16 protein-coding genes are annotated in these 22,482 nt (G+C 60.1%); 10 read left to right on the top strand and 6 right to left on the bottom strand.

The genetic code is table 11. The features are described 5' to 3' along the window. The first annotated feature begins 1 nt into the window (after window position 1). Window positions 2–2,236 (top strand): type II secretion system secretin GspD, encoded by a 2,235-nt coding sequence (gene gspD, locus HBF24_RS11420; RefSeq protein WP_167172984.1) that lies wholly within the window; start codon window positions 2–4, stop codon window positions 2,234–2,236. 169 nt (window positions 2,237–2,405) lie between these two features. After that, the gene (locus tag HBF24_RS11425; protein WP_167172986.1) at window positions 2,406–2,993 is read left to right on the top strand and encodes an OmpH family outer membrane protein; all 588 of its coding nucleotides are present in this window, start codon (window positions 2,406–2,408) and stop codon (window positions 2,991–2,993) included. 119 nt (window positions 2,994–3,112) lie between these two features. Here the strand turns inward: HBF24_RS11425 and HBF24_RS11430 are convergent, their stop codons facing one another. Continuing rightward, window positions 3,113–3,850, bottom strand: a complete 738-nt coding sequence (locus tag HBF24_RS11430; protein WP_167172988.1) for a 2OG-Fe dioxygenase family protein — start codon at window positions 3,848–3,850, stop codon at window positions 3,113–3,115. Window positions 3,851–4,245: 395 nt separating this feature from the next. Between HBF24_RS11430 and HBF24_RS11435 the strand changes: the two genes are divergently transcribed. Both HBF24_RS11435 and HBF24_RS11440 read left to right on the top strand, forming a co-directional pair. Continuing rightward, entirely contained in the window at window positions 4,246–4,965 is a 720-nt protein-coding gene (locus tag HBF24_RS11435) for a Crp/Fnr family transcriptional regulator (RefSeq protein ID WP_167172990.1), read from the top strand. Window positions 4,966–5,198: 233 nt separating this feature from the next. After that, entirely contained in the window at window positions 5,199–5,840 is a 642-nt protein-coding gene (locus tag HBF24_RS11440; RefSeq protein WP_240922520.1) for a Crp/Fnr family transcriptional regulator, read from the top strand. Between the two features lie 28 nt (window positions 5,841–5,868). Here the strand turns inward: HBF24_RS11440 and HBF24_RS11445 are convergent, their stop codons facing one another. Then, window positions 5,869–6,648: an ABC transporter permease gene (locus HBF24_RS11445; protein ID WP_167172994.1), complete on the bottom strand. Its 780-nt coding sequence runs from the start codon at window positions 6,646–6,648 to the stop codon at window positions 5,869–5,871. Continuing rightward, window positions 6,645–7,583, bottom strand: a complete 939-nt coding sequence (locus HBF24_RS11450) for an ABC transporter ATP-binding protein (RefSeq protein ID WP_167172996.1) — start codon at window positions 7,581–7,583, stop codon at window positions 6,645–6,647. Before HBF24_RS11450 ends, HBF24_RS11445 begins: the two co-directional genes overlap by 4 nt. 206 nt (window positions 7,584–7,789) lie before the next feature. On the opposite strand from HBF24_RS11450, the gene HBF24_RS11455 reads away from it, so the two are divergent. Further along, complete coding sequence (locus tag HBF24_RS11455) at window positions 7,790–8,533, top strand: FAD-binding oxidoreductase (RefSeq protein WP_167172997.1); 744 nt, start codon at window positions 7,790–7,792, stop codon at window positions 8,531–8,533. Between the two features lie 73 nt (window positions 8,534–8,606). Here HBF24_RS11455 and HBF24_RS11460 read toward each other — a convergent pair whose 3' ends face one another. Further along, a complete protein-coding gene (locus tag HBF24_RS11460; protein ID WP_167172999.1) occupies window positions 8,607–9,158 on the bottom strand; it encodes a hypothetical protein in 552 nt (183 codons plus the stop codon). A 366-nt stretch (window positions 9,159–9,524) separates the two neighbouring features. On the opposite strand from HBF24_RS11460, the gene HBF24_RS11465 reads away from it, so the two are divergent. From HBF24_RS11465 to HBF24_RS11475, 3 genes are all read left to right on the top strand, one after another. Then, window positions 9,525–15,047, top strand: coding sequence for an ATP-binding protein (locus HBF24_RS11465; RefSeq protein ID WP_167173001.1), 5,523 nt, complete (start codon window positions 9,525–9,527; stop codon window positions 15,045–15,047). A gap of 57 nt (window positions 15,048–15,104) precedes the next feature. Beyond that, a protein-coding gene (locus HBF24_RS11470; protein WP_167173002.1) for an IS3 family transposase occupies window positions 15,105–16,213 on the top strand; the annotation gives its coding sequence in 2 pieces (ribosomal slippage) (window positions 15,105–15,366 and window positions 15,366–16,213; 1,110 coding nt in all). A 205-nt stretch (window positions 16,214–16,418) separates the two neighbouring features. Beyond that, on the top strand, window positions 16,419–16,562 hold the full coding sequence (locus HBF24_RS11475; protein WP_167173004.1) for a hypothetical protein: 144 nt from the start codon (window positions 16,419–16,421) through the stop codon (window positions 16,560–16,562). 362 nt (window positions 16,563–16,924) lie between these two features. Here the strand turns inward: HBF24_RS11475 and HBF24_RS11480 are convergent, their stop codons facing one another. Next, the gene (locus tag HBF24_RS11480) at window positions 16,925–17,614 is read right to left on the bottom strand and encodes a hypothetical protein (protein ID WP_167173006.1); all 690 of its coding nucleotides are present in this window, start codon (window positions 17,612–17,614) and stop codon (window positions 16,925–16,927) included. Beyond that, window positions 17,611–18,075: a hypothetical protein gene (locus tag HBF24_RS11485; protein ID WP_167173008.1), complete on the bottom strand. Its 465-nt coding sequence runs from the start codon at window positions 18,073–18,075 to the stop codon at window positions 17,611–17,613. Before HBF24_RS11485 ends, HBF24_RS11480 begins: the two co-directional genes overlap by 4 nt. A gap of 360 nt (window positions 18,076–18,435) precedes the next feature. On the opposite strand from HBF24_RS11485, the gene HBF24_RS11490 reads away from it, so the two are divergent. After that, a complete protein-coding gene (locus HBF24_RS11490) occupies window positions 18,436–20,454 on the top strand; it encodes an ATP-dependent endonuclease (protein WP_167173010.1) in 2,019 nt (672 codons plus the stop codon). Then, window positions 20,451–22,205 carry a UvrD-helicase domain-containing protein gene (locus HBF24_RS11495; protein WP_167173011.1) on the top strand — a complete coding sequence of 585 codons (1,755 nt, stop codon included), beginning with the start codon at window positions 20,451–20,453 and terminating at the stop codon, window positions 22,203–22,205. The genes HBF24_RS11490 and HBF24_RS11495 overlap by 4 nt, the downstream gene beginning before the upstream one ends. Window positions 22,206–22,482: the final 277 nt, after the last annotated feature.

A 22,482-nucleotide genomic window follows, 5' to 3' on the forward strand; every position in this document is an offset into this window, starting at 1 on the left:
CATGCGTCACCTTTCCAGCATTCTGCTCAGCGCAGCCGTGGTCGTCCTGGCCGGCTGCTCGACCCTGCCGCAACCGCGCGATGATGGCGAGCTGCAACGCGAGGCCGTGGCTGGCACCCACTCGCCGCCTCCGCCGCCGATGAAGCTGCGCCAGCCGGCCGCGACCACGCCCGGCCAGGGTGGCCGCAGTGGCGAGGTACAGCGCGGCAGCGGCGTGTTCGTGCATGGTCAGCCGGCCGCGCGGCAGGCGGCGCAGGGCAAGGGCGCGGTGGTGTTCAATTTCGAGGATCAGCCCGTGCAGGCGGTGGTCAAGGCCATCCTGGGTGATTTCCTGCACGAGAGCTACGCCATTTCGCCGGACGTGAAAGGCACGGTCACCTTTTCCACCGCGCAGCCGGTGACGCGTCAGCAGGCGCTGCCGATTCTGGAAACACTGCTGTCCTGGACCGACAACGCCCTGGTCAACAAGGGCGGACGCTACGTGGTGCTGCCGTCAAAGAATGCGGTGGCCGGCAACCTGGTGCCCAGCCTGGGCGCGCAGCCGCCGCAGGCCGGCTTGCAGGCGCGGCTGTTCACGCTGCACTACATCGGCGCCAAGCAGATGCAGAAGCTGCTCAAGCCGTTTGCGCGCGATGCCTCCTTCCTGCTGGTCGACCCTGGCAGCAACACGCTGGTGATGTCCGGCACGCCACAGGAGCTGGCCAACTATCAGCGCACCATTCGCACCTTCGATGTGGACTGGCTCAAGGGCATGTCGGTGGGCGTGTACAACCTGCAGCGCGCGCACGTCGATGAACTGCTGCCGCAGCTGGAAAAGCTGTTTGGCCCCAAGGCCGACACGCCGATGGCCGGCATGCTGCGTTTCTTGCCGATCGAGCGCACCAACGCCATCGTCGTGATCAGCCCGCAGCCGGATTATCTGGACGAAGTGCACCAGTGGATCGAGCGCATTGACCGGGGTGGCGGCAACCAGCCGCAGCTGTACGTGTACGACGTGAAGAACGTGCAGGCCTCGGATCTGTCCGACTATCTCAACCAGATCTACAACGGCACCAAGCCGCAGTCCGATCAGGGCCAGGATCAGGGCGGACAGGTGGGGCCGGGTCTTACCTCCCATAGCATCGGCAGCGAGGACTCGAACGGCGATAGCACCAGCAAAAGCAGCAGTGGACTGGGTTCGGACACCAACGGCAGCAGTGACCGGGTGCAGTTGCCCCGCCGCCATGACTCGCAGAGTCGGCGCTCCGATGCCCAGGGAAGTGGCTCCCAGACGGGCATTCGCATCACCGCGGTCGATTCCAACAACCAACTGTTGGTGCGCTGTCGGCCGTCGCAATGGGCCGATATCCAGTCGGCCATCAAGCGTCTGGACACGGTGCCGCTGCAGGTGCAGATCGAGACGCGCATCCTGGAGGTCAAGCTCACCGGTGAGTTCAGCTTCGGCGTGCAGTGGTATCTGGAAGGCCTGATCGGCGGCACCGACAGTGGCAACACGCGCTCGTGGGGACAGCCGGGCAACGAGCAGGCCGGCGCGCTGGGCGGTGGCGGCACGGCGTTCAACAGCACCAACAGTGCCTTCTATTATTCGTTCATCAACAGCAACCTGCAGGCCGCGGTGCGCGCCATCGAGACCAGCGCCAACACCAAGATCCTGTCCGCGCCCTCGCTGGTGGTGATGAACAATCAGGAGGCCAAGATCCAGGTTGGCACGCAGGTGCCGGTCAACCAGACCTACATCACCAGCGGCATCAGCACCGGTTCCACCGGTGGCATCCAGAACCTTGGCAGCGTGGATTACAAGGACACCGGCGTGATCCTGGATGTACGCCCGCGTGTCAATCCCGGTGGTCTGGTCTATCTCACGCTGGACCAGGTGGTCAGCAAGCCCGGCGTCAAGGACCAGTTCGGCAACTTCCCCATCGACAAGCGCGAACTGGCCACGCAGATTGCCGTGCAGAGCGGCCAGACCGTATTGCTGGGGGGCCTGATCCAGCAGGACGAGGGCACCACCGATACCGGTATCCCCGGGCTGAACCATATTCCGGTGCTGGGCCGGCTGTTTGGCACTACCAGCCGCCACCGCAACCGCACCGAATTGCTGGTGCTGATTACCCCGCGGGTCATCAGTGACAGCGATGATGCGCGCACCATTACCGATGAATATCAGCGCAAGTTCGAGTCGCTGGCGCCCTTGCGTGGGCAGCAGCACGCCCATAAGACCGACAACAGGCAGTAGACTGTCGATGAACTAACCAGACTGGGGCTTGTCCCAGCCTGAAGGCGAGGCGCGCTCCAAGGGGGACGCGCGCCGCGGCGCCGGCATTGCTATGCTGGGCTGCGCGGGGCCGCCGCCGGTGGCTTCGATCGACACTCACCTCAAAACATATTTGGGAAAAGGTAAACGTATGTCCGTAGAACGCATGGTAGTGCTGGCCGCCGCGGCTGGCTTGTCCCTGGCGGCCGTGATGCCGGCGCAGGCGCAGCAGTCGCTCGGCGGCAACGCGGTGCCGGGCGTGTGCATGATGTCGCGCCAGGAAGTGATCGGTACTTCCAAGGTCGGGCAGGCCGCTGATGCGCGCCTCAAGCAGCTGGCCGAAAATGCCCGCCAGCAGCTGGACAAGGATCGTGAGCCGCTGCGCAAGGATATCCAGGCCTTCCAGTCCAAGGCCGGCTCCATGAGCGAGGCCGAGCGCAAGAAGCAGGGCCAGGCGCTGCAGGAGCGCATGCAGCACTTCCAGCAGAAGGCGCACGATCTGGGCGAGCGCGTGCAGCTGACGCGTGGCAAGGTGATGCAGCGCATCGGCAACGACGCCGAGCCGGTGGTGCAGCAGGTCTACAAGCAGCATCACTGCGGCCTGCTGCTGGATCGCGACTCGGTGCTCGGCGGCAACATGAGCCACGACATCACCGACGACGTGGTCAAGGGCCTGAACGCGAAGACCAAGACGATCTCGTTCAACCTCGAGCCGCTGCCGAAGAACAACGGCAAGTAAGCAAGCGCACGATGTCACAGCGGCGCGGGCCTTGCGGGCTCGCTCGCCGTTGAGGCATCAAGCGACAAGGGCCGCCGCGGTACTTCCGCGGCGGCCCTTGTTGCATCTGCAGGGAGCGCTCAGGCCGCGTCGGCGCGGCGGAAGGTCACCACCAGCACATCGCGCCAGGCCGGCTGCGTGGCATCGTGCGGCTCCACCGCGGTCACGCCGTGGTACACGCGATGGTCGTCGACCAGCGCCGCGTCGAACGGGTGGGTCAGCGTGAAGCTGCCCAGCGGCGTGTCGGCATCGCGATGGATGGTGGTGGTGCCCGAATCGATATTGTGGCGATCGATCAGCAGTACCAGCACGTAATCCACGCCGTCGCGGTGCATGCCTTCGGGCGTGGGCTGCCCCGGTTCACCCGGCCGCGCCTCGATACGGAACTGATGCACCTCCACGTGCCAGCGCGGCACCTCGGGCGCCAGCGCGCCGAACAGTCCGTGCGCGTAGCGCAGGATGGTCGCCAGACTCTGCCCCGAGCGCAGCGCCGGCTCGATCGGCTCGTACCAGCGTTCGATACCGCCGTTGAGGCGGTTGTAGTCCAGGCTCTGGTAATGCGGCTGGCGTGGCTGCTCCACCGTGCCGCTGTCATTGTCCACCGAGAACACCGCGTGGCGCCGGCGTCGGTAGCGCCCGCGGTCGGCCATGTAGGCGTCCACATACAGGTCGTTCCAGCTGTCAGTGAACGCGTTCCAGTCGTCCAGCGAGCCACATTCGGCCAGCGCCGCGCGCATGCGCGCGCCCTCCACGAACGCAAAGCCCTGCTCGCGCAGCGTGGTTTCCAGGTCGTCGGTGGCGTGCTCGATGGCGGACATGCGTGAGGCCGAGTGAAAGAGGTGGTGAGGGCAATATGGGGCGTACGCCACTCGCTTTCGAGGGCTTGCGATCCATCTTGCGCGGATACGGTGAGGTAGCAGTTGCCGCAGATCAATAAGTGATCCAGGCGACGCACTTAAGGTGAGCGTGTCTGAATTGGACGAGGCGGTCGGGTGAGTCGCAGGATGAAAATTACCGGTGTGCATGGCCGGCACATGTCACTCGCGATCCGGCGCACTCCTTGCCGTGGCTCGCGGCTGGGATTATCGCCAGGCGCCAACAAATGCGGCAGCCTGATGGCGTGCACGAGTCGCATGGCCGAGTGGTCTTGGATGCGTCGCGGTGCCTCCTGGCGTTTGTCCAGAGGGGATAGTGGTGAGCCTGGAGAAGCGGCATGAACGGTCCGCAGCCACGTATCCCCGTGTTGACCACGCGTCTTTCCGGCGATGCCGACGAAGGTGGGCGTCTGGATGCCGTGCTCAGCGCCGAGGATCTTCGGCGGCTGGAGGGCATTGCCAGTGTGCTGGAGCTGCCGGCGCGCAACCGCTTGATCTACGACCAGGGGCAGGCGGCCGAGGCGCTTTATTTCATCCAGCGCGGCATGGTCGCCACCAGTGTGCACGATGGCGACGGCAGCCGGCAGATCCTGGGGTTTCTGCGCTCGGGTGACCTGTTCGGGCTGGCCGAGCAGGGGCGTTACATCAGCGCGGCGCGCACGCTGACCCCGGCGCGGCTTTTCTGCCTTCCGCTGGCGCCGCTGCAAAAGTTGCTGCTGACCGACGCCCGACTGCAGCTGCACTTTCTGACCAAGGCCGCGCACGACCTTCGCATGGCGCAGCGACAGATGATCGTGCTGGGTCGGCACAGCGTGCATCGCCGCTTGGCGGCGTTCCTGCTGGAATTTCTGCGCCACGATGACATCTACGATGCCGCCGAGCAGCGCATTCGCCTGCCGATGAGCCGTACCGACATGGCCGATTATCTGGCCACCACGCCCGAGAGCGTGGCGCGTGCCTTCGCCGCCATGGAACGCGAGGGATGGATTCGCCGGTATGGGCCCAAGTCGATCCAGGTGCTGGATTTGCCGGCACTGATTCACGCGGCCAGCGTGTAGCCGAGCAAACCGCCGGGCAAATTTGATGTGTGTCAGTGCGCCCTGCGCGGGCCACTGCTAAAAGTGCGCGTTCGCCCCGCACGACTCCGCACGCACGCCATGCCGCATCAGTTGCCTGTTATCCAACGCTACCTTCGACCTGGGTGTTGTGACGCATGCGCGGCACCGGCATGCGCGCGTCTTGCGGGGCGCGGTTCGGGTCATGATGGCAGGGAGGTCGCACGCCGGTGTCGATGGCACAGCCGTTGAGTGAGCACACGGCACATCACGGCCGTCTTTTGCAGCTGGCACCGGGCGCACGCTTGTACCGCCAGGGCGAGGCCTGTGCGCATTACTTCATGGTGCTGGAGGGCTGGGTGGTGCAGTCCATGGTCACGCGCGACGGCGCCGTGCAGATTCTGGACTTTGCCGTGCCAGGTCACGTGCTGGGTCTGGCTTCCGCGACCGGACCGATGCGCCACACCGCGCAATGTTTGACGAAAGTTCGCGTGCGGGCGCATGCCAGCGCGCAGTTACCGCACATGCTGGGCAAGGACGCGCGCATCGGCCATCTGCTGTTGCAGGCGGCGTGCCTTAACGAGGCGCGCGCGCACCATCGTCTGGTGCACCTGGGTCTTCGCGATGCGCGCCAGCGTGTGGCGCAGCTGCTGGTGGACCTGTACGTACGTGTGACCGGGCACGCGCCTGTTCGTGCCGGCGACAGCATGGTGCTGCCGCTGACCCAGCGCCACATCGCGCAGGCCACGGGCCTTTCCGGCGAGCATGTAAACCGTACCCTGCGCCGGTTGCGCGAGCAGGGCGTGCTGCATTTCACCAAGCATCGCCTGCATGTACTCGATCCGCAGGCGCTGTGGGCGGTGGCCGGCCACGCCTGAGGCGTCGCCGGTCATGTATCGGCTTGTCTTACGAGCGCATGCCGATGCCGCGCTTGAGCAGCCACATGCCGAACGCGCTGAGCACCACAGCGAAGAACAGCATCACCGCATAGGCGACGCCGATATTGACGTCGGAGATGCCGAGCACGCCGTAGCGGAAGCCGTTGACCATGTACAGGATCGGATTGGCCAGCGAGATCGTGTGCCAGGGCTCGCCGATCTGGCTGATCGAGAAGAACACGCCGCCCAGGTAAGTGAGCGGGGCCAGCACGAAGGTCGGGATGATGGCGATATCGTCGAACTTCTTGGCAAATACCGCGTTCACGAAGCCGGCCAGGGCAAACACCATCGAGGTCAGCATCGCCGTGGTCAGGGTGATCAGCGGATGCGCGATGTGCAGGTGTGTGAACAGCAGCGCGATCAGCATCACCACCACGCCCAAGGTCAGGCCGCGCACCATGGCGCCAATGATGTAGCCGGCCAGAATCACCCAGCTGGGCATCGGCGAGACCAGCATTTCCTCGACAAAACGCTGGAACTTGGCGCCGAAGAAGGAGCTGGTGATGTTGCCGTAGCTGTTGTTGATGACGCTCATCATCACCAGTCCCGGCGCGAGGTAGGCCATGTAGGCGAAGCCGTGCACGGTGCCCATGTGGCTGCCGATTACGGCGCCGAAGATGATGAAGTACAGCGTCGAGGTGATCGCCGGCGGAATCAGCGTCTGCGACCAGATGCGCACGATGCGCATCACTTCGCGGCGCACGATGGTACCCAGCGCAACCATGTTCAGGGCGGCATTGCTGCTCATGCGCGGGCCTCCTTGTTGTTGTTCTCGACCAGACGCACGAAAAGCTCCTCCAGACGGTTGGCCTTGTTGCGCATGGATGTGACAGTGACGTTGATCTCGGTCAGTGCGGTAAACAGCGAGTTCAGATCATGGCCGCGGGCCATGTCCGCCTCCAGCGTGTGATCGTCCATGCGGCGCACCTTGATGCCGGTGACCTGCGGCAGCGATTCGGGCAGTACGCTGGTGTCCAGCACGAAGGTTTCCACGTCCAGCTTGGACAGCAGCGCCTTCATGGTGGTGTTCTCGACAATGCGGCCGTGATCGATGATGGCGATGTTGCGGCACAGCTGCTCGGCTTCTTCCAGATAGTGCGTGGTCAGGATCACCGTGGTACCGGCTGCGTTGATGCCGGTGACGAACTGCCACATCGAGCGGCGGATCTCGATATCCACGCCGGCGGTGGGCTCATCCAGAATCAGCAGCTTGGGCTCGTTCATCATCGCGCGGGCGATCATCAGGCGCCGCTTCATGCCGCCGGAGAGCATGCGCGCGGGCTGGTCGCGCTTTTCCCACAGGCGCAGTTCCTTCAGGTACTTCTCGGCGCGCTGCACCGCGATGCTGCGCGGAATGCCGTAGAAGCCAGCCGCGTTCACGCAGATGTCGAACGGCTTCTCGAACTGGTTGAAGTTGATTTCCTGCGGCACCAGGCCAATCAGCTTCATGGCCTCGCTGCGGTTTTCGCGGATGGACACGCCAAACACGCGGGCATCGCCGCCGCTGGGATTGACCAGCGAGGAGATAATGCCGATCAGCGTGGACTTGCCGGCACCATTGGGGCCAAGCAGGGCGAAAAAGTCGCCCGGTGCCACACGCAGCGAGACGCCCTGCAGCGCCTGCGTGCCGGAGCTGTAGGTTTTGCGGAGGTCATCAACCTCCAGCGCGGGGGTATCGGTCATAAGTGGCTTGTATCCAGAGTAGGCACAGGCGCGGCGCGCCGTGGGGCACGAAGCGCGGCGGGGACTGCATAAGTACAAGACGCCCAGCATCGGGGCGCACACGCCCGGTTTCAACGCGCGTGGTAGCCTTTTATTATAACCGGCCGGGCATGAGCGCCTTCATGTGCGGCCCAGAACTGACTGTTTCGTTGCCGATTACCTGCCTTATGCCCGAGCGTTTCAACCTGCGTCTTGCCGACAGTTTCATGCTGGCGCCCACCGTGCGTCACCTGGTGTTCGAGCGTGAGGACGGCCAGCCGTTCGCGTTCAACCCAGGCCAGTTCCTGCAGGTGCACTTTGCCTATGACGATGGCAAACCCACCAAGCGCAGTTACTCGGTGGCCACCGTCTCCGAGGACACCACCATCGAGCGCGTGGAGATTGCCGTCAGCTACGTGGAGGGCGGCGCCGCCACCAAGCTGCTGGGTGAGCTCGAGCACGGCCAGAGTGTGGAAGCCAGCGGACCGTACGGACGCTTTTGCCTGATGCCCAACGATGCCAACCAGCGCTACATTCTGGTGGCCACCGGCACCGGCGTTACGCCGTATCGCGCCATGCTGCCGGGCCTGGCCAAAGTGATGGCCGAGCGCGACGTGAAAGTGGTGCTGCTGTACGGCGCCCGCAACGAGGCCGAGCTCTTGTACGGCGAGGAATTCGAGGCCTTTGCCCGCCAGCATGCCAACTTCACCTTCCACGCCTGCTTAAGCCGCGGCGCACGCCCGGACCCGCGCGAAAGCGATCGCTTAGGCTACGTGCAGAGCGTGCTGCCGGAACTGGCACCCGATGCCGAAGGCGATATCGCCTACCTGTGCGGCAACCCGAACATGGTCGATGCCAGCTTCACTGCACTGAAGGAAGCCGGCCTGCCGGTGGCGCACATCCGCCGCGAGAAATACATCTCCTCGCGCTGACGCCTGCCGCTACGCAAGCCGCCATAAAAAAAGCCCGCCAACCGGCGGGCTTTTTGGTAGCCGGACGTCTGGCTTACTTTCCGCCCATGGCGCCCATCTTGCCCTTCAGGCACGAGGGCATGTGCCCCGAGGCCATCTGCTCCTTGGCCAGCTTCTGCATGTGCTGCTGAATCTCGTCGCGGTGTGCCTTCAGGAACGCGATGTTGTGCGCGCTGGCGGCGGGCGCCTCGTGATCCTTGAAGTACTCCGGGTGCTCCTGCTGCATCTGCCCGGCTGCGGCCTGCATCAGCGCCGCCATGCCCAGCACCATCTGCCGCGCGGTCAGGTTGTGGCGGGCCAGCATCGGCTTCACGCCCGGCTGTGCCTGGTACATCGACACCATCTTGTCCAACGACATGTCCTTGCCGCCCTGCGACATCACGCCGATCATGCTGAGGTTGCACGGATCCTTGGCAATGTCGTCCTGCGCAGCCAGGTACTTGTCCAGGAAGCCCTCGTTCAACTGAAAGTTCTGCACCGCCTTCAGGTCGGCCATCTGCTGTGCCGGCGGCGCGGCAAAGGCGGCCGGCGCGGCCAGCGCGGCGGCGAGCACAAGGCCCAGGGAAAGTCGTGTCATCAGGCGCATGGGTTGGGTTCCTTGTAATAGGTGGAGGCGCTAGCACCAGTACTCGTTCGGCGATCGCGCGACGGGCAGTCCGGGATGGCTGGCTTACAGCTTGCCATTTTTTGCTGGCGGGTGCGTTCATGGAAACGCGGGTCAATGATCAGCGGCGGCTACCGACCCAAAGCAGTCGTTTACGTCGTTGCGACAAAGGGAGCTATGAGCAGCGGGGCAACCCCGCGATGCTAAATCGTCTGACGCGTCTCACGCTATCGCACACAGCTCTCGCCCGGAACGATAAGGCCCTAGCCGATCAGGCTGGCGCCCGATCCGGTAACCTAATCTAGGAATCCAAAGCGAACCGCTACTAACAGCTGGGGACGTCGGGCCTTGAGTAATTCTGAAAATTCCAAGCTGGATCTTCACCTTCCGAGGCCGGCGATCAAGGCCGCCGCGATCCCTCGGCTTGGATACGAGTATCAGGATCTGGCTGGGATCGAGGTTCTGCTTAGACAGTATCGAGATCCAGCATTATTCAACTGGGTAAAGCTAGAGGCTGACGATAGTCAATTCAAGGCCCTCGACGATGTCGTTGCGGAAAGAGTCGACGGAACTTATGAATTTGTGCAGGTCAAGTTCACTGTCGACTCCGGGCGGTACGAACTGGACTGGGACTGGCTACTTCATAAGTCCAAGAACGGCACGTCTATGCTAGCCAAATGGGCAAAGTCGTTCGCTCGCGTGGCTGCAATGGGGACGATTCATTCTGCATGTTTGAAGACAAATCGCCCTCCATCCAGTGAGTTTCAAAAGTCCCTTATCGGCAACCGGGTTTCCCTTGAGAGGCTCGACAAGAACTTGCGGAAATCGCTAGAGGCCGAATGTGGCGGTGCTGCCGAGGCGAAACTCTTCTTCGACTCGTTCGACTTCTTGGGTGAACGGCCGGGATTCGATGAATACGAGCGACAGCTTCGTGACCAGATCGTGCCCGCAGACACCGATCCACTGGGTTGGTTCTATTTCCGGCACCACGTGAGAACGTGGGCGACGAGTAAGGATCAGCCCTCCCCCGGAGGAAAAATCCTGCGTGAGCACGTAGCGCAGGTAATCAACAAGCGGCGCCCCCAGCCACTACGTCAAGACTTTGTTGTCCCTGACGGCTACCTGCCTCCGAGTAGTACGTTCTACGAGACGATCCGAGGCCGGCTTAAAGATAACAATCCCCTCACTGTCCTGTGGGGTACGCCGGGTCGCGGTAAGAGCACATTTCTCAGTCATTTGACACTGCAGCTACAAGAGGAAGGCGCCGTCGTCCTGCGTCACCACTACTTCCTTCCGGCTGAGGATTCTGTATCTGATCGAACGTCGTTTACCGACATCGTTTCATCTCTCCTTGAACAGCTTCGTACGCAACACTCGGACGCTATGGATGGCGTATCCGAAGATGATCGAGAATTTCGGCGATCAATGGGAACGGCAGCTGAGAACCTAGCTAGAGAGGGCAAGCGCCTCTACATCGTTATCGATGGCCTTGATCACGTATGGCGTGACAACAAACGGGTGGATCAGCTAAATCATCTTTTCAACGAGCTCCTTCCGGTACCGCCGAATCTTAGCCTTATCGTTGGTACACAACGCGTTCCAGATGAGCAACTGCCAAGCAAGCTGCTAACACTCGTAACAGATGACGACTGGCAGGAAATTCCAGCTATGGAACAAGCTGTAGTCCATTGCTGGCTTAGTCACCTTGACCACGCCAGGCCGCTCCTGCTTCGCTTTGACCCTACCCCGGAACGCCGAAGTGAGTTGATAAGTGAGATTGCGGATGCGTTGTTCCAAATTAGCCAAGGGCATCCCCTGCATCTCATTTATGCCTACGAACAGTTGGTTCGATCCGGAACCGCTGTTTCGGCAGATGATGTGAATGCGCTGGACCCTTGTCCGGATGGTGATATTCGAACCTATTACAAAGGCCTTTGGGTCCGCCTAAGCGCGACCGCAAAGAACGCGCTGCACATGCTTGCCGGGTCGGGCTTCTATTGGCCCAGTCTGGGCATAAGACAGGTGCTTGGCGATTTCAGCGAGATCGATCACCTTCTCGAACCACGACGCTTCGGCATGGTGCCATTTCATTCGAGCGTGTTCGCATGGGTTCGGGAACGACCAGATCATGAGGAATCGCACGTTGCGCTCCTTCCCAAGATCGTTGCCTGGCTCGAGAGCGATGCACCCGAGTATTGGCGATGGGGCTGGCTATGGCTAACCAAGGCGCGGGCAGGCGACTTCGCCGACTTGCTTGCAGGAACGAATCGCGACTGGGTGATTGACTCTATGTCGAGCGGTTGGCCTTCGGAGCAAATTGAAGACATTCTGGCCGCGGCCGAAGAGAAGTGTTTTCTCGAAGGAGATCTTCCGGGGACTGTAAGGCGTCGCAGTCTAAAAATCCGAGTGTCGAATGGCCGAGGTTATCAGGCCCGAGACTTCCCACTATTTCTGGCAACTGCGCTGGCGGTTTCTGGGAACCGCCAGCAAACATACAATGCTATCGACGCACCATATGTGCTGTCTGACGCCGAGGTCGGTGCTATCGCGCGATTCGGTCCGAGCGACTTGCAAACAGAAACACTGCCAGAGAGCCTCAGTGAGCTTGCTCGCCGGATAAACACTTGGATCGCATTGCGCCATCGGCCACATGGAGAATTTACCAAGCTCATCGACCAGCTAATTTCTGTCAGTGCTCTAATGGAGGCTTCTGATGTTAACCGAGTTCTGCTTTTCATTCTCAGTTTCAAAGCACCGGAGCCATTCGTCGGCAAGTTAGTTAGCGCTTTGGGGAATGCTCGAAACCTGGCCGGGCTACAGCTTGTCATCAGCAGACTTGAGGGCGATTCTTGGGCGAAGCAACGAGCTCGTGTACTTGACGAGATCATAAGATTTACCGGCTTCAGTGGAACAGACGCACGCCAATTGATATCTGGCGCGGATGGATCGATATCCCCTTTTGCGGCGTATTGGTTCATCAGTCGGGGCCACGATTTACCATCTAAAGTTTGCCATGCCGATGTGCCAGCGGGACTAATTCGAGACCGTTACTCTTACGGGTTGCACCAAGAGCTGACCTGCTTTTTCTGCGAATCGTTTTGGTCTGCACTCTATGTAGCTTTGCGTGCAGCGGGCGCAGAGTACACGTTGATTCCACAGGATCTCGGAGGAGACCCCGGGTGGGCTCGTCTCGGTCTAAAAAAACTTGAGGAAATTGCGTCAAAGATCGCTACCGGCTTAACTACGCCGGATTTTGCGGCGGTGTATGACGGGTCCGCAGACCTCGCGCCCGTGGTGCACGGACCGTCGCCGAAGGAGGACTACTCGCAGTACATCGCCTTTTGCGAAGCGCTTCGTCGGATCTCTATCGACCTGCATCTAGTTACCAGCAATGGCGGCCGAGTAGCTGAGTTTACCCTCAGATCGGTTAGGCGTTCCCTACACTGGTCCGACGAAATTTGGGTGGCTCGCACAAGCGAATCTCGCATGCCAATTCTCGAGCCCGCCGCTGCCGCGGTGATGTTGGCGGATGAGGCCACTAAGCTCCAATTGACGGTCGTCGAATTTAACGAAAGATCGGAGCGATGGACGCTCTTGGCTGATGTGGCGAGACTTTATGGCGATACTAAACAGTCAGCATATTTGCGCCACGCAGCAGAATGTTTAGTTGGGTACGGATGGAGAAAGGATCTGGGTGCGCTTGAGGTCTTGGACGCTATCTCGACGGTGCACATGAAGGATGCGTCAACCACTCGCGACTGGCTAGAAACGGTGACGCCGATTGTCAATGTCATTACTGAGTTCACGGACGGCGATGAGACAAACCATGTCAGGTCAGAACTGATTGAAGTTGTAAGCAAACGGCTCCCGAGGTTTTTGCCAGCTCTTTTTGATCATCATATTGAGGCAGACGAGCACTCCTACGCAGATGAATGCTTCATCGAGTTCGTCGAGTCAATGGATCTCGAGCTGGAGGAGTCGAGGTCCATCGCTCGTACACTCGTCGACGCAAGAACGTTGAATGCGCTTGAGAAGCGCGCGGCAGGCGATGGCGTTGCACGGCGCCTTTTCGATGATCAGATAGCGTTTCTCGGTGGTCGCCCATCTCTTCCTAGGCGATACGAGGCGGACAATTCAGAAACCCGCCACGACAGTTCTCAAGAGCAAGACCCAACGTCGTTCGGTCCGGACGCATTTCCCGATGTTGTATCTGCAGCGGACGTCCTTGATTACAAGGAGCGGGGCGGGTTCATAGTTGCGTGGCTCAATCACTGTCGAGACCAAGGATTGGCAACGCGAGCGCTGCACAGCATTGGTGCCTACTTCGATAGTTCCGAGTCCACGTATGGTGCCGACATGGTCCTTGATGAGGCATTTCGAATCAGCCTAGAGGTTGAGGGTAAGGATGCGGCATATCCGTGGCTCGTAAAGGCCCACATTCACCGTCATGGGTGGCAGAGTTGGTACACGTCTGAGAAGGAGGCGTTGGCCCGACTCGAGCAAGCCGCCACGCACTACGCCGATCGCTGGTTTTCCTATATCCGCGACACGTCTTTACCAGCTCCCTATTTTCGGCGTCGTCGACACGGGCTAGTCATCGGCTACAAATATCTGGTGCGGTTCCTCGTCTTGGCTGGTCAGGTAGAGATCGCGAGGGACGTAACCAACGCGTTTGTGACGAACCTTGTCGAGGAAGTAAGAGAGCAGCCCATTCCGAGTACGCCCTGGTTCAAGCCCAATTCGGCTGAATTTCCGATGGGTTTCACGATGCTTCTCAAGAGATTGAAGTGGCCTGTGCCAATGGCTCGTTTCCGGGTTGCCAGGGAAATTCGGGGACTGTTGGAGAATGAGACAACGAGACCAACGGCTACGGCTGCTTTGCTGGATCATCTTGAGAACAGCAGGTATGAGTCAGAAACGTGCGAGATCCTCAACGTACTGATGCTTACGTCAGATGAAGCTCGCCCACCGCACAGCGTTGTCACGTCTCGAATCAAGCATCCCTCTATCCTTGCTGACTGCTTGCTTGAGCGCATGTATGGCCCCGGAGAGGCTAAGGGTGGCTGGGCTCGAACCTATTCCAACCAAGCGCCTGTTGATTTTGAGCCGAGCGACTATTTTGAGGAGCACAAGACAGCGCACGTACCACCGGTGTACCGCAATCATTTGGAGAAACTCCAGAGCCAGAGCGGATTCCCATTTGCTAAGCAGTGGGCATTTGAATGGGAAGCTATTTGCGAGTCACTTGGCACGCATTACACCCGCTATCCGTACTTCTTTGGCGACGTCGCTGAAGTTCGAGCGGGTTTAATGGGTCAGTACTGGCAAAGAATTCATGAAGCGTATCTCTCCGCCTATTTGAGAACGCTAGCGTTTGCCGTTTGCGAGTTGGGCTTACCGCAGCACTTTGCCGAGGGACTATGCTTCGAGATGATCCATGGAATCGACGGACTTCACGATCTGAATCCAATTTCGCGTCCGGCTTGGTTGGGTGATTTTCCCGAGCGAGCCTGCGTTGCCGAGGACGATTTAGAAGCTATCGCTCGTGATTTCATTAACCACGCCGAGTTCGACGGGCTGCGTCTCGTCTCGCTTACTACGCCAATCGCCTTCACTACAGCCAACTACGCCCGGCTTGAAATTAGCTCACATTTCGTATCACCGGATTTTGTGCCGAAACCCGACCCGTCCTTGCACGAGATGCCGCGTAATCTCCTGTGCGAAAGGTTCAAGCTTGAAGGGTGTTTGTCAGAACTGCCTCTTGAAGTGATCGAGACGAATGGTTTGTCTGGAACCGAATTTTCAGTCTGCGTCGAGCTAACACCGATTCCGTTTGGCTCTTGGCAAGGAGATTTTGTCGACTCCCCGTAATCTTGATCCAGGCATAACTGGAGGTCTCCGGGCAAACTAGCCCCAAGGAGACCGAAGATGCGCAAGAGCAAGTTCACCGAGAGTCAGATCGTCGCGACGCTGAAGCAGGTCGAAGGCGGCCGTCAGGTTAAGGACGTGTGCCGCGAGCTTGGTATATCGGACGCGACGTACTACGTGTGGAAGTCCAAGTACGGCGGGATGGAAGCGTCCGACATACAGCGGCTGCGCGACGTCGAGGCGGAGCACGCCAAGCTCAAGCGGATGTATGCCGAGCTGGCGATGGAGAACCACGCGCTGAAGGATCTCATCGCAAAAAAGCTGTAGACCCGGCGCACAAGCGCCCGCTGCTGACGTGGTTGATGGATCACCACGGCTGGAGCGAGCGTCGGGCTTGTTCGGCGATGGGACTGTCGCGATCAACGGCGCGTTACCGCCGCCGACCGGATCGGGACGAGAACGTGATTGCGCTGCTCGCTGAACTGGCGGAGCGGTTTCCAGAGCGCGGCTTCGGCAAGCTGTTTCAGCTGATCCGGCGCCGCGGCCTGGTGTGGAACCACAAGAGGGTGTGGCGCGTGTATTGCCTGATGCAACTCAATCGCCGCCGACGCGGCAAAAAGCGTGTACCGAACCGGCGTCCGATGCCCTTGGTGGCTGGCGAGCAGATCAACGCTAGCTGGTCGATCGACTTCATGTCCGACGCCCTGTGGGACGGGCGGCGCTTCCGGACGTTCAACGTGATTGACGACTTCAGTCGCGAAGCACTGGCCGTCGAGGTCGACCTCAACCTGCCCGCCACGCGTGTCATCCGCACGCTAGAGCGGATTGCGGCCTGGCGCGGCTATCCGGCCAAGCTTCGCCTGGACAACGGGCCGGAATTCATCGCACTGGCGCTGGCCGAATGGGCCGAGCGCAAAGGCATCATTCTGGACTTCATCGAGCCGGGCAGGCCCATGCAAAACGGCTTCATCGAGCGTTTCAACGGCAGTTTCCGGCGTGGCGTGCTCGACATGTACATCTTCCGCACACTCACCGAAGTACGTGAGCACGCGGAACGGTGGCTGGCCGACTACAACAACGAGATTCCCCACGACAGCCTCGACGGGCTCACGCCCGTCGAATTCCGACTTCAGAACGACCCGGCAACCTCTAATTTAGCTTGGCACTGATTTACGGGGAGTCGACAATTTGTTCAGCGCTGGGCTGAGAGTTCCCGAGCCCCGCGTGACCCCGGGTACAATTCGGTGCACTGGAGAGGCGACCGAACTAGTAGGACCTGAGGAAGTTGTCCTCTCGAGGACGGTGACTTGGAATGACCACTGGCGCCCTAACTATCCAAAGTGGGGCAACACAAGATGCGGAGTCGCCGCACTCATGGATTCCGACGCCCTCAATGCTGCGCAGGAAAGACTCGGCCGAAAGCTCGGCTGGTTCGTAACCTTGACTACTTGGCAGCGTGAAACCGAGTGGAAGGAATATTCGCCTCGCCGCAAGTTCGCGTACTTCATGGACGCCTAAACGTAGGCAAGGACACTTCGAAGTATCGGCAAGAATCGCGATCAAATATGTCGTTAAGAGGCTCGCAGTTCCCTTGGTACGAGAACAATTGTTGATACTTTCTCAAGTGTGTCGGGTTAGAGGCGACATGCACTAGGCTTTGAGTAGTGCGACGCTTTTGTCGTGAGCGTAACGGGCCAAATCAGATCGGACGTCCGCTTTTGGCCGATAGCGGACGTGGTACTCATCTACCAGCGGCAGATCTGATTAGTCGTGCTCTTGGCCGCGTCGCGGGCTACTCAAGATTTAGGCTCTGTCCGGCGCTGCAGGAGATAGCGTGTGTCCGGGGCACCCGCCTAGCTCTATTCGGCGCGACCCCAGGACTACCCCTGCACCTGCACGCGCGCCACCTGCGAACGCACTGATAGCACGTGTTTCCGCAGCTGCTCGACCTCGGCTGGCTCAATAAACGAGCCCTGGAGCGCCGCTATCGCAAGGTCGTACAACTGGAAAAGGTCCAGTTCCACGCCGTTCACTACCACTTCAGGCGGCTGAAGCAACCCCGCAGCAAGTAGTGCGTTGTAGATGGCGAGCACCGTGGCTGGCTCCCGCATACCCTCAAGGGATAACGCGGCGAAGGCTCGCAGCACGGAAGCATGGCCTGCCCACAACTGCAGTAGCTCGGCGGCATTGCGCTGAAACGCGTCGGAATCCGGTTCGCCTCCAGCTTTGGGAAGGACAGTCCGCAGGTGCTCCGTCGACCGCTGTCGTGCCCACAGCAGCCGCGTCCACCCGGGAACCTCCGGATCGATACGCCGAATGTCGACGCGGGTACGGGGGTATATCTGAGTTACGGCCTCCAGCGAAGCCTCCAGGCCACCCCGTGACGCAGGCGATCGCTCCGCATTGACGAGTTCGATGATGACCAAGTCGCCGTCGGATTCTCGATGCGCAACAGCGTCGAAGCGCGTATCAAGACCCGGGAACGCAACCTCGAACGAAACGGAATATCCCTCGCGCTCGTACTCGCGTCCGATCAGGCGCAGCTGCAGATCCTCGTAATCGCGCTTCACCACAGTGCCCACCCCGTCGACATATGCTGTTCCACCTTCACTGCTGTGGCGTGGTTTGCCGGTACAGCGGCGGCCCACGTGCCGGCCGCGATGTGGGCTGCCTTCACCAGCTCGAACGCCGCCCCAACGGGGACGACCACGCCAGCTCCAGACACGGGGGGAATGCGCTCCGCAAGCACCCGCAGCACGTCTTTGTCGTTGAGCAGCACAGGCGGGTTCATGCCATCGATCGTGTGCTTGATCCCGTTGTCAACGTCGATGTACTGCAAGGTGGCGGGGAAGAAGAACAGTTTGACGGTCGTGCGACCGGGGTATGGGCCGCCCACCCATGGGGGCAGCTTAGCGGCAACCGCCGCGCTCGCCGCGGCGTACACAATTGCCTTCCACGCGTGCTTCTTCGCGGACGTGCCATTGACTGACGACGGTTTGCCCACAGCCACAAAGGTAAGCGGCAACGACATAGCTTCGACTCCTGGCAGTGTTCGTGCGCCCGCTGAGCGACCTGAGCGCCCCCCGCGACCACCGTACCGCTCCCCACCGTTCCGCTCAAGGAGAGAGCCATCGCGACGCCGGTTTCGGTAAAACGGCTTGTGGACAAGGGAGACGCAGTATCGGAGCGGCGCGCCAAATTTTCCTTGGGCACACCGCGCTCTCTTTAGCGCTGCGTGGCATAGACTGATGTGCTGGCAGTGCCGAAGCCATCGTGCAGGCGTCGACCGAGGTCCGCTTCCGACCCAAAGCGGTCATTCTTGGCGTAAGCCGCGAAATATAGGCAGACTGCGACGACATCGGCTCATTGCACGGTTCAGGAGGAACCTGCCATGTATCTCAAACAAATCGAAGCCAAGAACTTCAGGTTGCTGCACGACGTCCAGTTGCTTCTGGAGGATCAAGCCACCGTTATCGTCGGACGCAATAACAGCGGCAAGACATCCTTAACGGAAGTGATGAAGCGCCTTCTGTCTGATGCCTCTCCCTCTTTTTCCTTGGAGGACTTCTCGTTCTGCTGCTACGACCAGTTCTGGAATTCCCATCTTCGAAAATCCGAGGGTGAGGACGAGGCGGAGATAAGGAAGATATTGCCTGTAATAGAAGTGCGCCTTCATTTTTCGTATGAACAGGACGAGCACCTTGGCCTCCTCAGCGAGTTGATTGTCGACCTCGAGCCCGAATGTACGCAGGCATTGGCCGTCGTCCGGTACGCACTCAAGGACGGGAAGCTGCCCGAACTGTTTGGAGACTTTGCGGAGACGGACGAGGACGCAAGACCAGACTTCTTTCGCCTCCTCCGCGACCGGATTCCCGCGCTTTACGAAACAACATTCGTCGCCGTCGATCCAAACGATGCGACCAACGAGAAGGTCATCGAACGGTCGACGCTGAGGAAACTATGCCTCGGCGGCTTCATCAGCGCACAGCGGGGGCTGGATGATGCAAGCCAAAAAGAGCGCGTGGTTATCGGCAAGGTGCTCGAAAACCTGTTCTCGACAGCCAAAAGCAACACCGACGACACGGACAACCACGCCATCGCCGAGGAGCTTGAGGTTGCGGTTAAGTCCATCCAAGAAAAGATGGGCGATGACTTCAACGAGAAGCTCGACCAACTGCTTCCCGCGCTGTCGCTATTCGGTTATCCGGGGCTCAATGATTCCAAGCTCCTGACCGAAACGACTCTCGACGTCGCCAAGCTCCTGACCAACCACACAAAAGTCCGGTATACCGGATCCGATGGGATTCATCTTCCCGAGGCCTATAACGGCTTGGGAACGCGCAACATCATTCTGATCCTTCTGCAGCTCCGGGAGTTCTTCAAGCTCTATCTTGCGATGGAGCCCAGGCCCTCGGTGCACCTTGTTTTCATTGAGGAGCCCGAGGTCCACCTGCACCCGCAAATGCAGGAAGTCTTCATCCGCAAGATCACGGAGATCGCATCGGCGTTCAACGAAGAAACCGGCGAATCGTGGCCCGTGCAGTTTGTCGTTTCGACCCACTCGTCACATGTCGCCAATGAGGCTCACTTCGAGACGATCCGGTACTTCCTGGCTTCCGCGGACGATAACGGCGCCATGAGCACCAAGGTCAAGGATCTGAGGAAGGGGCTTGCTGGAAAGCCTGAACCAGACCGCAGCTTCCTGCATCAGTACATGACCCTTACCCGGTGTGATCTCTTCTTCGCGGACAAGGCAATCCTTGTTGAGGGCACAACCGAAAGACTGTTGCTCCCAAGGATCATCCGAATGCTAGACAGAGACCTCGCGGAGGGAAAGAAGCTTAGTAGCCGGTATCTCTCCGTCGTCGAGGTTGGCGGCGCATACGCGCACATATTCTTCGACCTCGTCAACTTCCTTGAACTTCGGACCTTAGTCATCACCGACCTCGACAGCGTAAAGTCCAACGGTGCCGGGAAATTCGTCGCCTGCCAGGTGTCGCAGGGACAGAAGACGAGCAACGCCTGCCTGAAATCTTGGTACAGCAACAAAGACATCACTCCGGCGGAACTGTTAGCGGTCGGGGATGCCGCCAAGACCAAAAGTCGGCTGCGGCTTACTTACCAGTGTCCCGAAGCAGAGGCGGGACCTTGCGGCCGCAGCTTCGAAGACGCGTTCATGCTGGCCAACCCTGAGCTTTTCCCGTTGCCAGGGCCTAGCGATGAGGAGAAGGAAACCCAGGCGTGGGAAAGAGCGAGAGAGGAGAAGAAGTCCGCATTCGCACTTACGCATGCCCTATCGGAGAACGATTGGAACATCCCGCGCTACATCCGCTGCGGGTTGGCATGGCTCGCCGAAGGCGATCCGTCCCCTGTGCCCATCCCTCCTGGCGATGTTGGAGCGGCGGCATGAGTGCGGTGCCCGAGGCTAGCCCTGCACTGATTGCCGCACGGGAAGCGGAAGCGCTTGTCGCACAAAGCCTGCAGGATCATCGCAATTTCCTGCTCGAAGCCGGCGCCGGTGCGGGCAAAACCTATTCGCTGGTGGAAGCACTCAAGTACCTCATCGAGCATGAGGGCCCCAAGCTGCGCAGGAACCACCAGCGCATCGCCTGCATCACCTACACCAATGCGGCCACGGCAGTCATCAATAGCCGTATCGACAGCAACCCACTGGTCGTCGTCGACACCATCCACGCTTTCTGTTGGTCGCTGGTCAGGAGATTCCAGCCAGCGCTGAGGCCACTGATCGCGGTCATGCTGGAATGGGAAGAGAAGTTGGCCGAGGCTGACGGAATCGGTAGTCGGATCGTCGAATATGAACTCGGCCACCGCCGCGTCACCGCCGACGCCGTCACCTTGCACCACGACGACGTCCTAAGACTGATGGTCTCGCTGCTCCCGAACGTGAAGTTCCAGGCGCTTCTCGCGCAACAATACCCGTTCGTATTGATAGACGAGTACCAGGACACGGACGCCGCGGTAATGACCGGCATGAGTAAGCATCTGCTCGGACGCGCAACCGGCCCGATGATCGGTCTGTTCGGCGACCACTGGCAGCGCATCTACGACAAGACATGCGGCCACGTCACCCATGAAGCACTGACGGAGATCGGCAAGAAGGCGAACTTCCGCTCAGCGACCAGGATAGTCGATGTCCTGAACAGGATGAGGCCAGAGTTGCCACAAGCGGTAATGGACGAGGGTTTCGTTGGCTCGGCAATGGCGTTTCACACCAATGCCTGGCAAGGCGAGCGTCGATCCGGAGCGGGAGGCGGGCACTGGAGAGGCGATCTACCTGCCGATGTCGCCCATGCCTATTTGGCAACGCTAATCAAGAAGCTGGAAGGGGACGGTTGGGACCTGACTCCCCCGCGAACCAAGGTACTCATGCTCACCCATAACGTCTTGGCTTCGGAGCAGGGCTACGATTCGATCAGCAAGATCTTTTCCTATACGGATCAGTACATCAAGAAGGAAGATCCGCTTATAGCGTTCTTTTGCGACGTGCTCGAACCCGCTTGCACGGCTTTCCATCACAAGCGGTTCGGAGAAATGTTCTCGTTGCTGGGCGGGCCGGCGCCTGCCGTCTCTTCGCATGCGGACAAGTTCGCATGGTCCTCATCGATGGACGGCCTCATCAGGATCAGACTCGACGGGACCATAGGCCAAGTACTGGACTACATGCTCAAGCATGCGCGTCCGCAACTGCCAGACGCTTTGCTCGATGCGGTTCACGAGGCCGATGAATGGAATGGCGAAGAGGGGGGGGAGCCGCCACGCCGGGTCCGGCAGCTCCGGCAATTGCGGGATGTTCCCTACAAGGAAGTCATCGCCCTAGACAGGTTTATCGACGGCCATACTCCGTTCGCAACTAAGCACAGCGTGAAGGGTGACGAGTTCGAAAACGTCCTGATCGTTCTAGGGCGTGGCTGGAATAAGTACAACTTCGACCAATTCCTGCAGTGGTCGGCTGAGGGAGCCCCGGCCGGCAAGCAGGATGCATTCGAGAGGAACCGCAACTTGTTCTATGTGTGCTGTTCCCGCCCGACAACACGCTTGGCGCTGATCTTCACGCAGGAGCTTTCCGACGCCTCATTGGCGGTGCTCGACAACTGGTTCGACGGCGCAATGGAGCCCGCTCCTGCGCCACAGGAGGACTGACCACACAAAAAGGGGACTGAGGGAATTAAGTTTTTTCGAGCGACTGCTTCTGGCCGATTTCGGCCGTCTGCCGTTTGTGCTCTGCCGTATCTAGGGATAGAGAAGTGCCGCGTCATCGGCCTGTGAGCCTGACATGTGTGTCGGCGTGTGCCTGACGCGCTGTCGGATCAGACCTGACTCGGCGGCAGTGTCAGTGTGGCGTTGTGAGCGCTCGGCGTATGTAGGGCTAAGCCGATTCAAGAGGTAAGAGATGAGACGTTGCTTGCGGAGGGCAGCT

The sequence above is a fragment of the Oleiagrimonas sp. C23AA genome (genome assembly GCF_011759385.1).
Classification (GTDB): Bacteria; Pseudomonadota; Gammaproteobacteria; order Xanthomonadales; family Rhodanobacteraceae; genus Oleiagrimonas.

Coding starts and splice junctions, on each gene's coding strand:
- HBF24_RS11485 (WP_167173008.1), bottom strand. CDS start 18,075: ATGTCGTTGCCGCTTACCTTTGTGGCTGTGGGCAAACCGTCGTCAGTC.
- HBF24_RS11460 (WP_167172999.1), bottom strand. CDS start 9,158: ATGCGCCTGATGACACGACTTTCCCTGGGCCTTGTGCTCGCCGCCGCG.
- HBF24_RS11490 (WP_167173010.1), top strand. CDS start 18,436: ATGTATCTCAAACAAATCGAAGCCAAGAACTTCAGGTTGCTGCACGAC.
- HBF24_RS11495 (WP_167173011.1), top strand. CDS start 20,451: ATGAGTGCGGTGCCCGAGGCTAGCCCTGCACTGATTGCCGCACGGGAA.
- HBF24_RS11450 (WP_167172996.1), bottom strand. CDS start 7,583: ATGACCGATACCCCCGCGCTGGAGGTTGATGACCTCCGCAAAACCTAC.
- HBF24_RS11425 (WP_167172986.1), top strand. CDS start 2,406: ATGTCCGTAGAACGCATGGTAGTGCTGGCCGCCGCGGCTGGCTTGTCC.
- HBF24_RS11475 (WP_167173004.1), top strand. CDS start 16,419: ATGGATTCCGACGCCCTCAATGCTGCGCAGGAAAGACTCGGCCGAAAG.
- HBF24_RS11445 (WP_167172994.1), bottom strand. CDS start 6,648: ATGAGCAGCAATGCCGCCCTGAACATGGTTGCGCTGGGTACCATCGTG.
- gspD (WP_167172984.1), top strand. CDS start 2: ATGCGTCACCTTTCCAGCATTCTGCTCAGCGCAGCCGTGGTCGTCCTG.
- HBF24_RS11430 (WP_167172988.1), bottom strand. CDS start 3,850: ATGTCCGCCATCGAGCACGCCACCGACGACCTGGAAACCACGCTGCGC.
- HBF24_RS11435 (WP_167172990.1), top strand. CDS start 4,246: ATGAACGGTCCGCAGCCACGTATCCCCGTGTTGACCACGCGTCTTTCC.
- HBF24_RS11455 (WP_167172997.1), top strand. CDS start 7,790: ATGCCCGAGCGTTTCAACCTGCGTCTTGCCGACAGTTTCATGCTGGCG.
- HBF24_RS11440 (WP_240922520.1), top strand. CDS start 5,199: ATGGCACAGCCGTTGAGTGAGCACACGGCACATCACGGCCGTCTTTTG.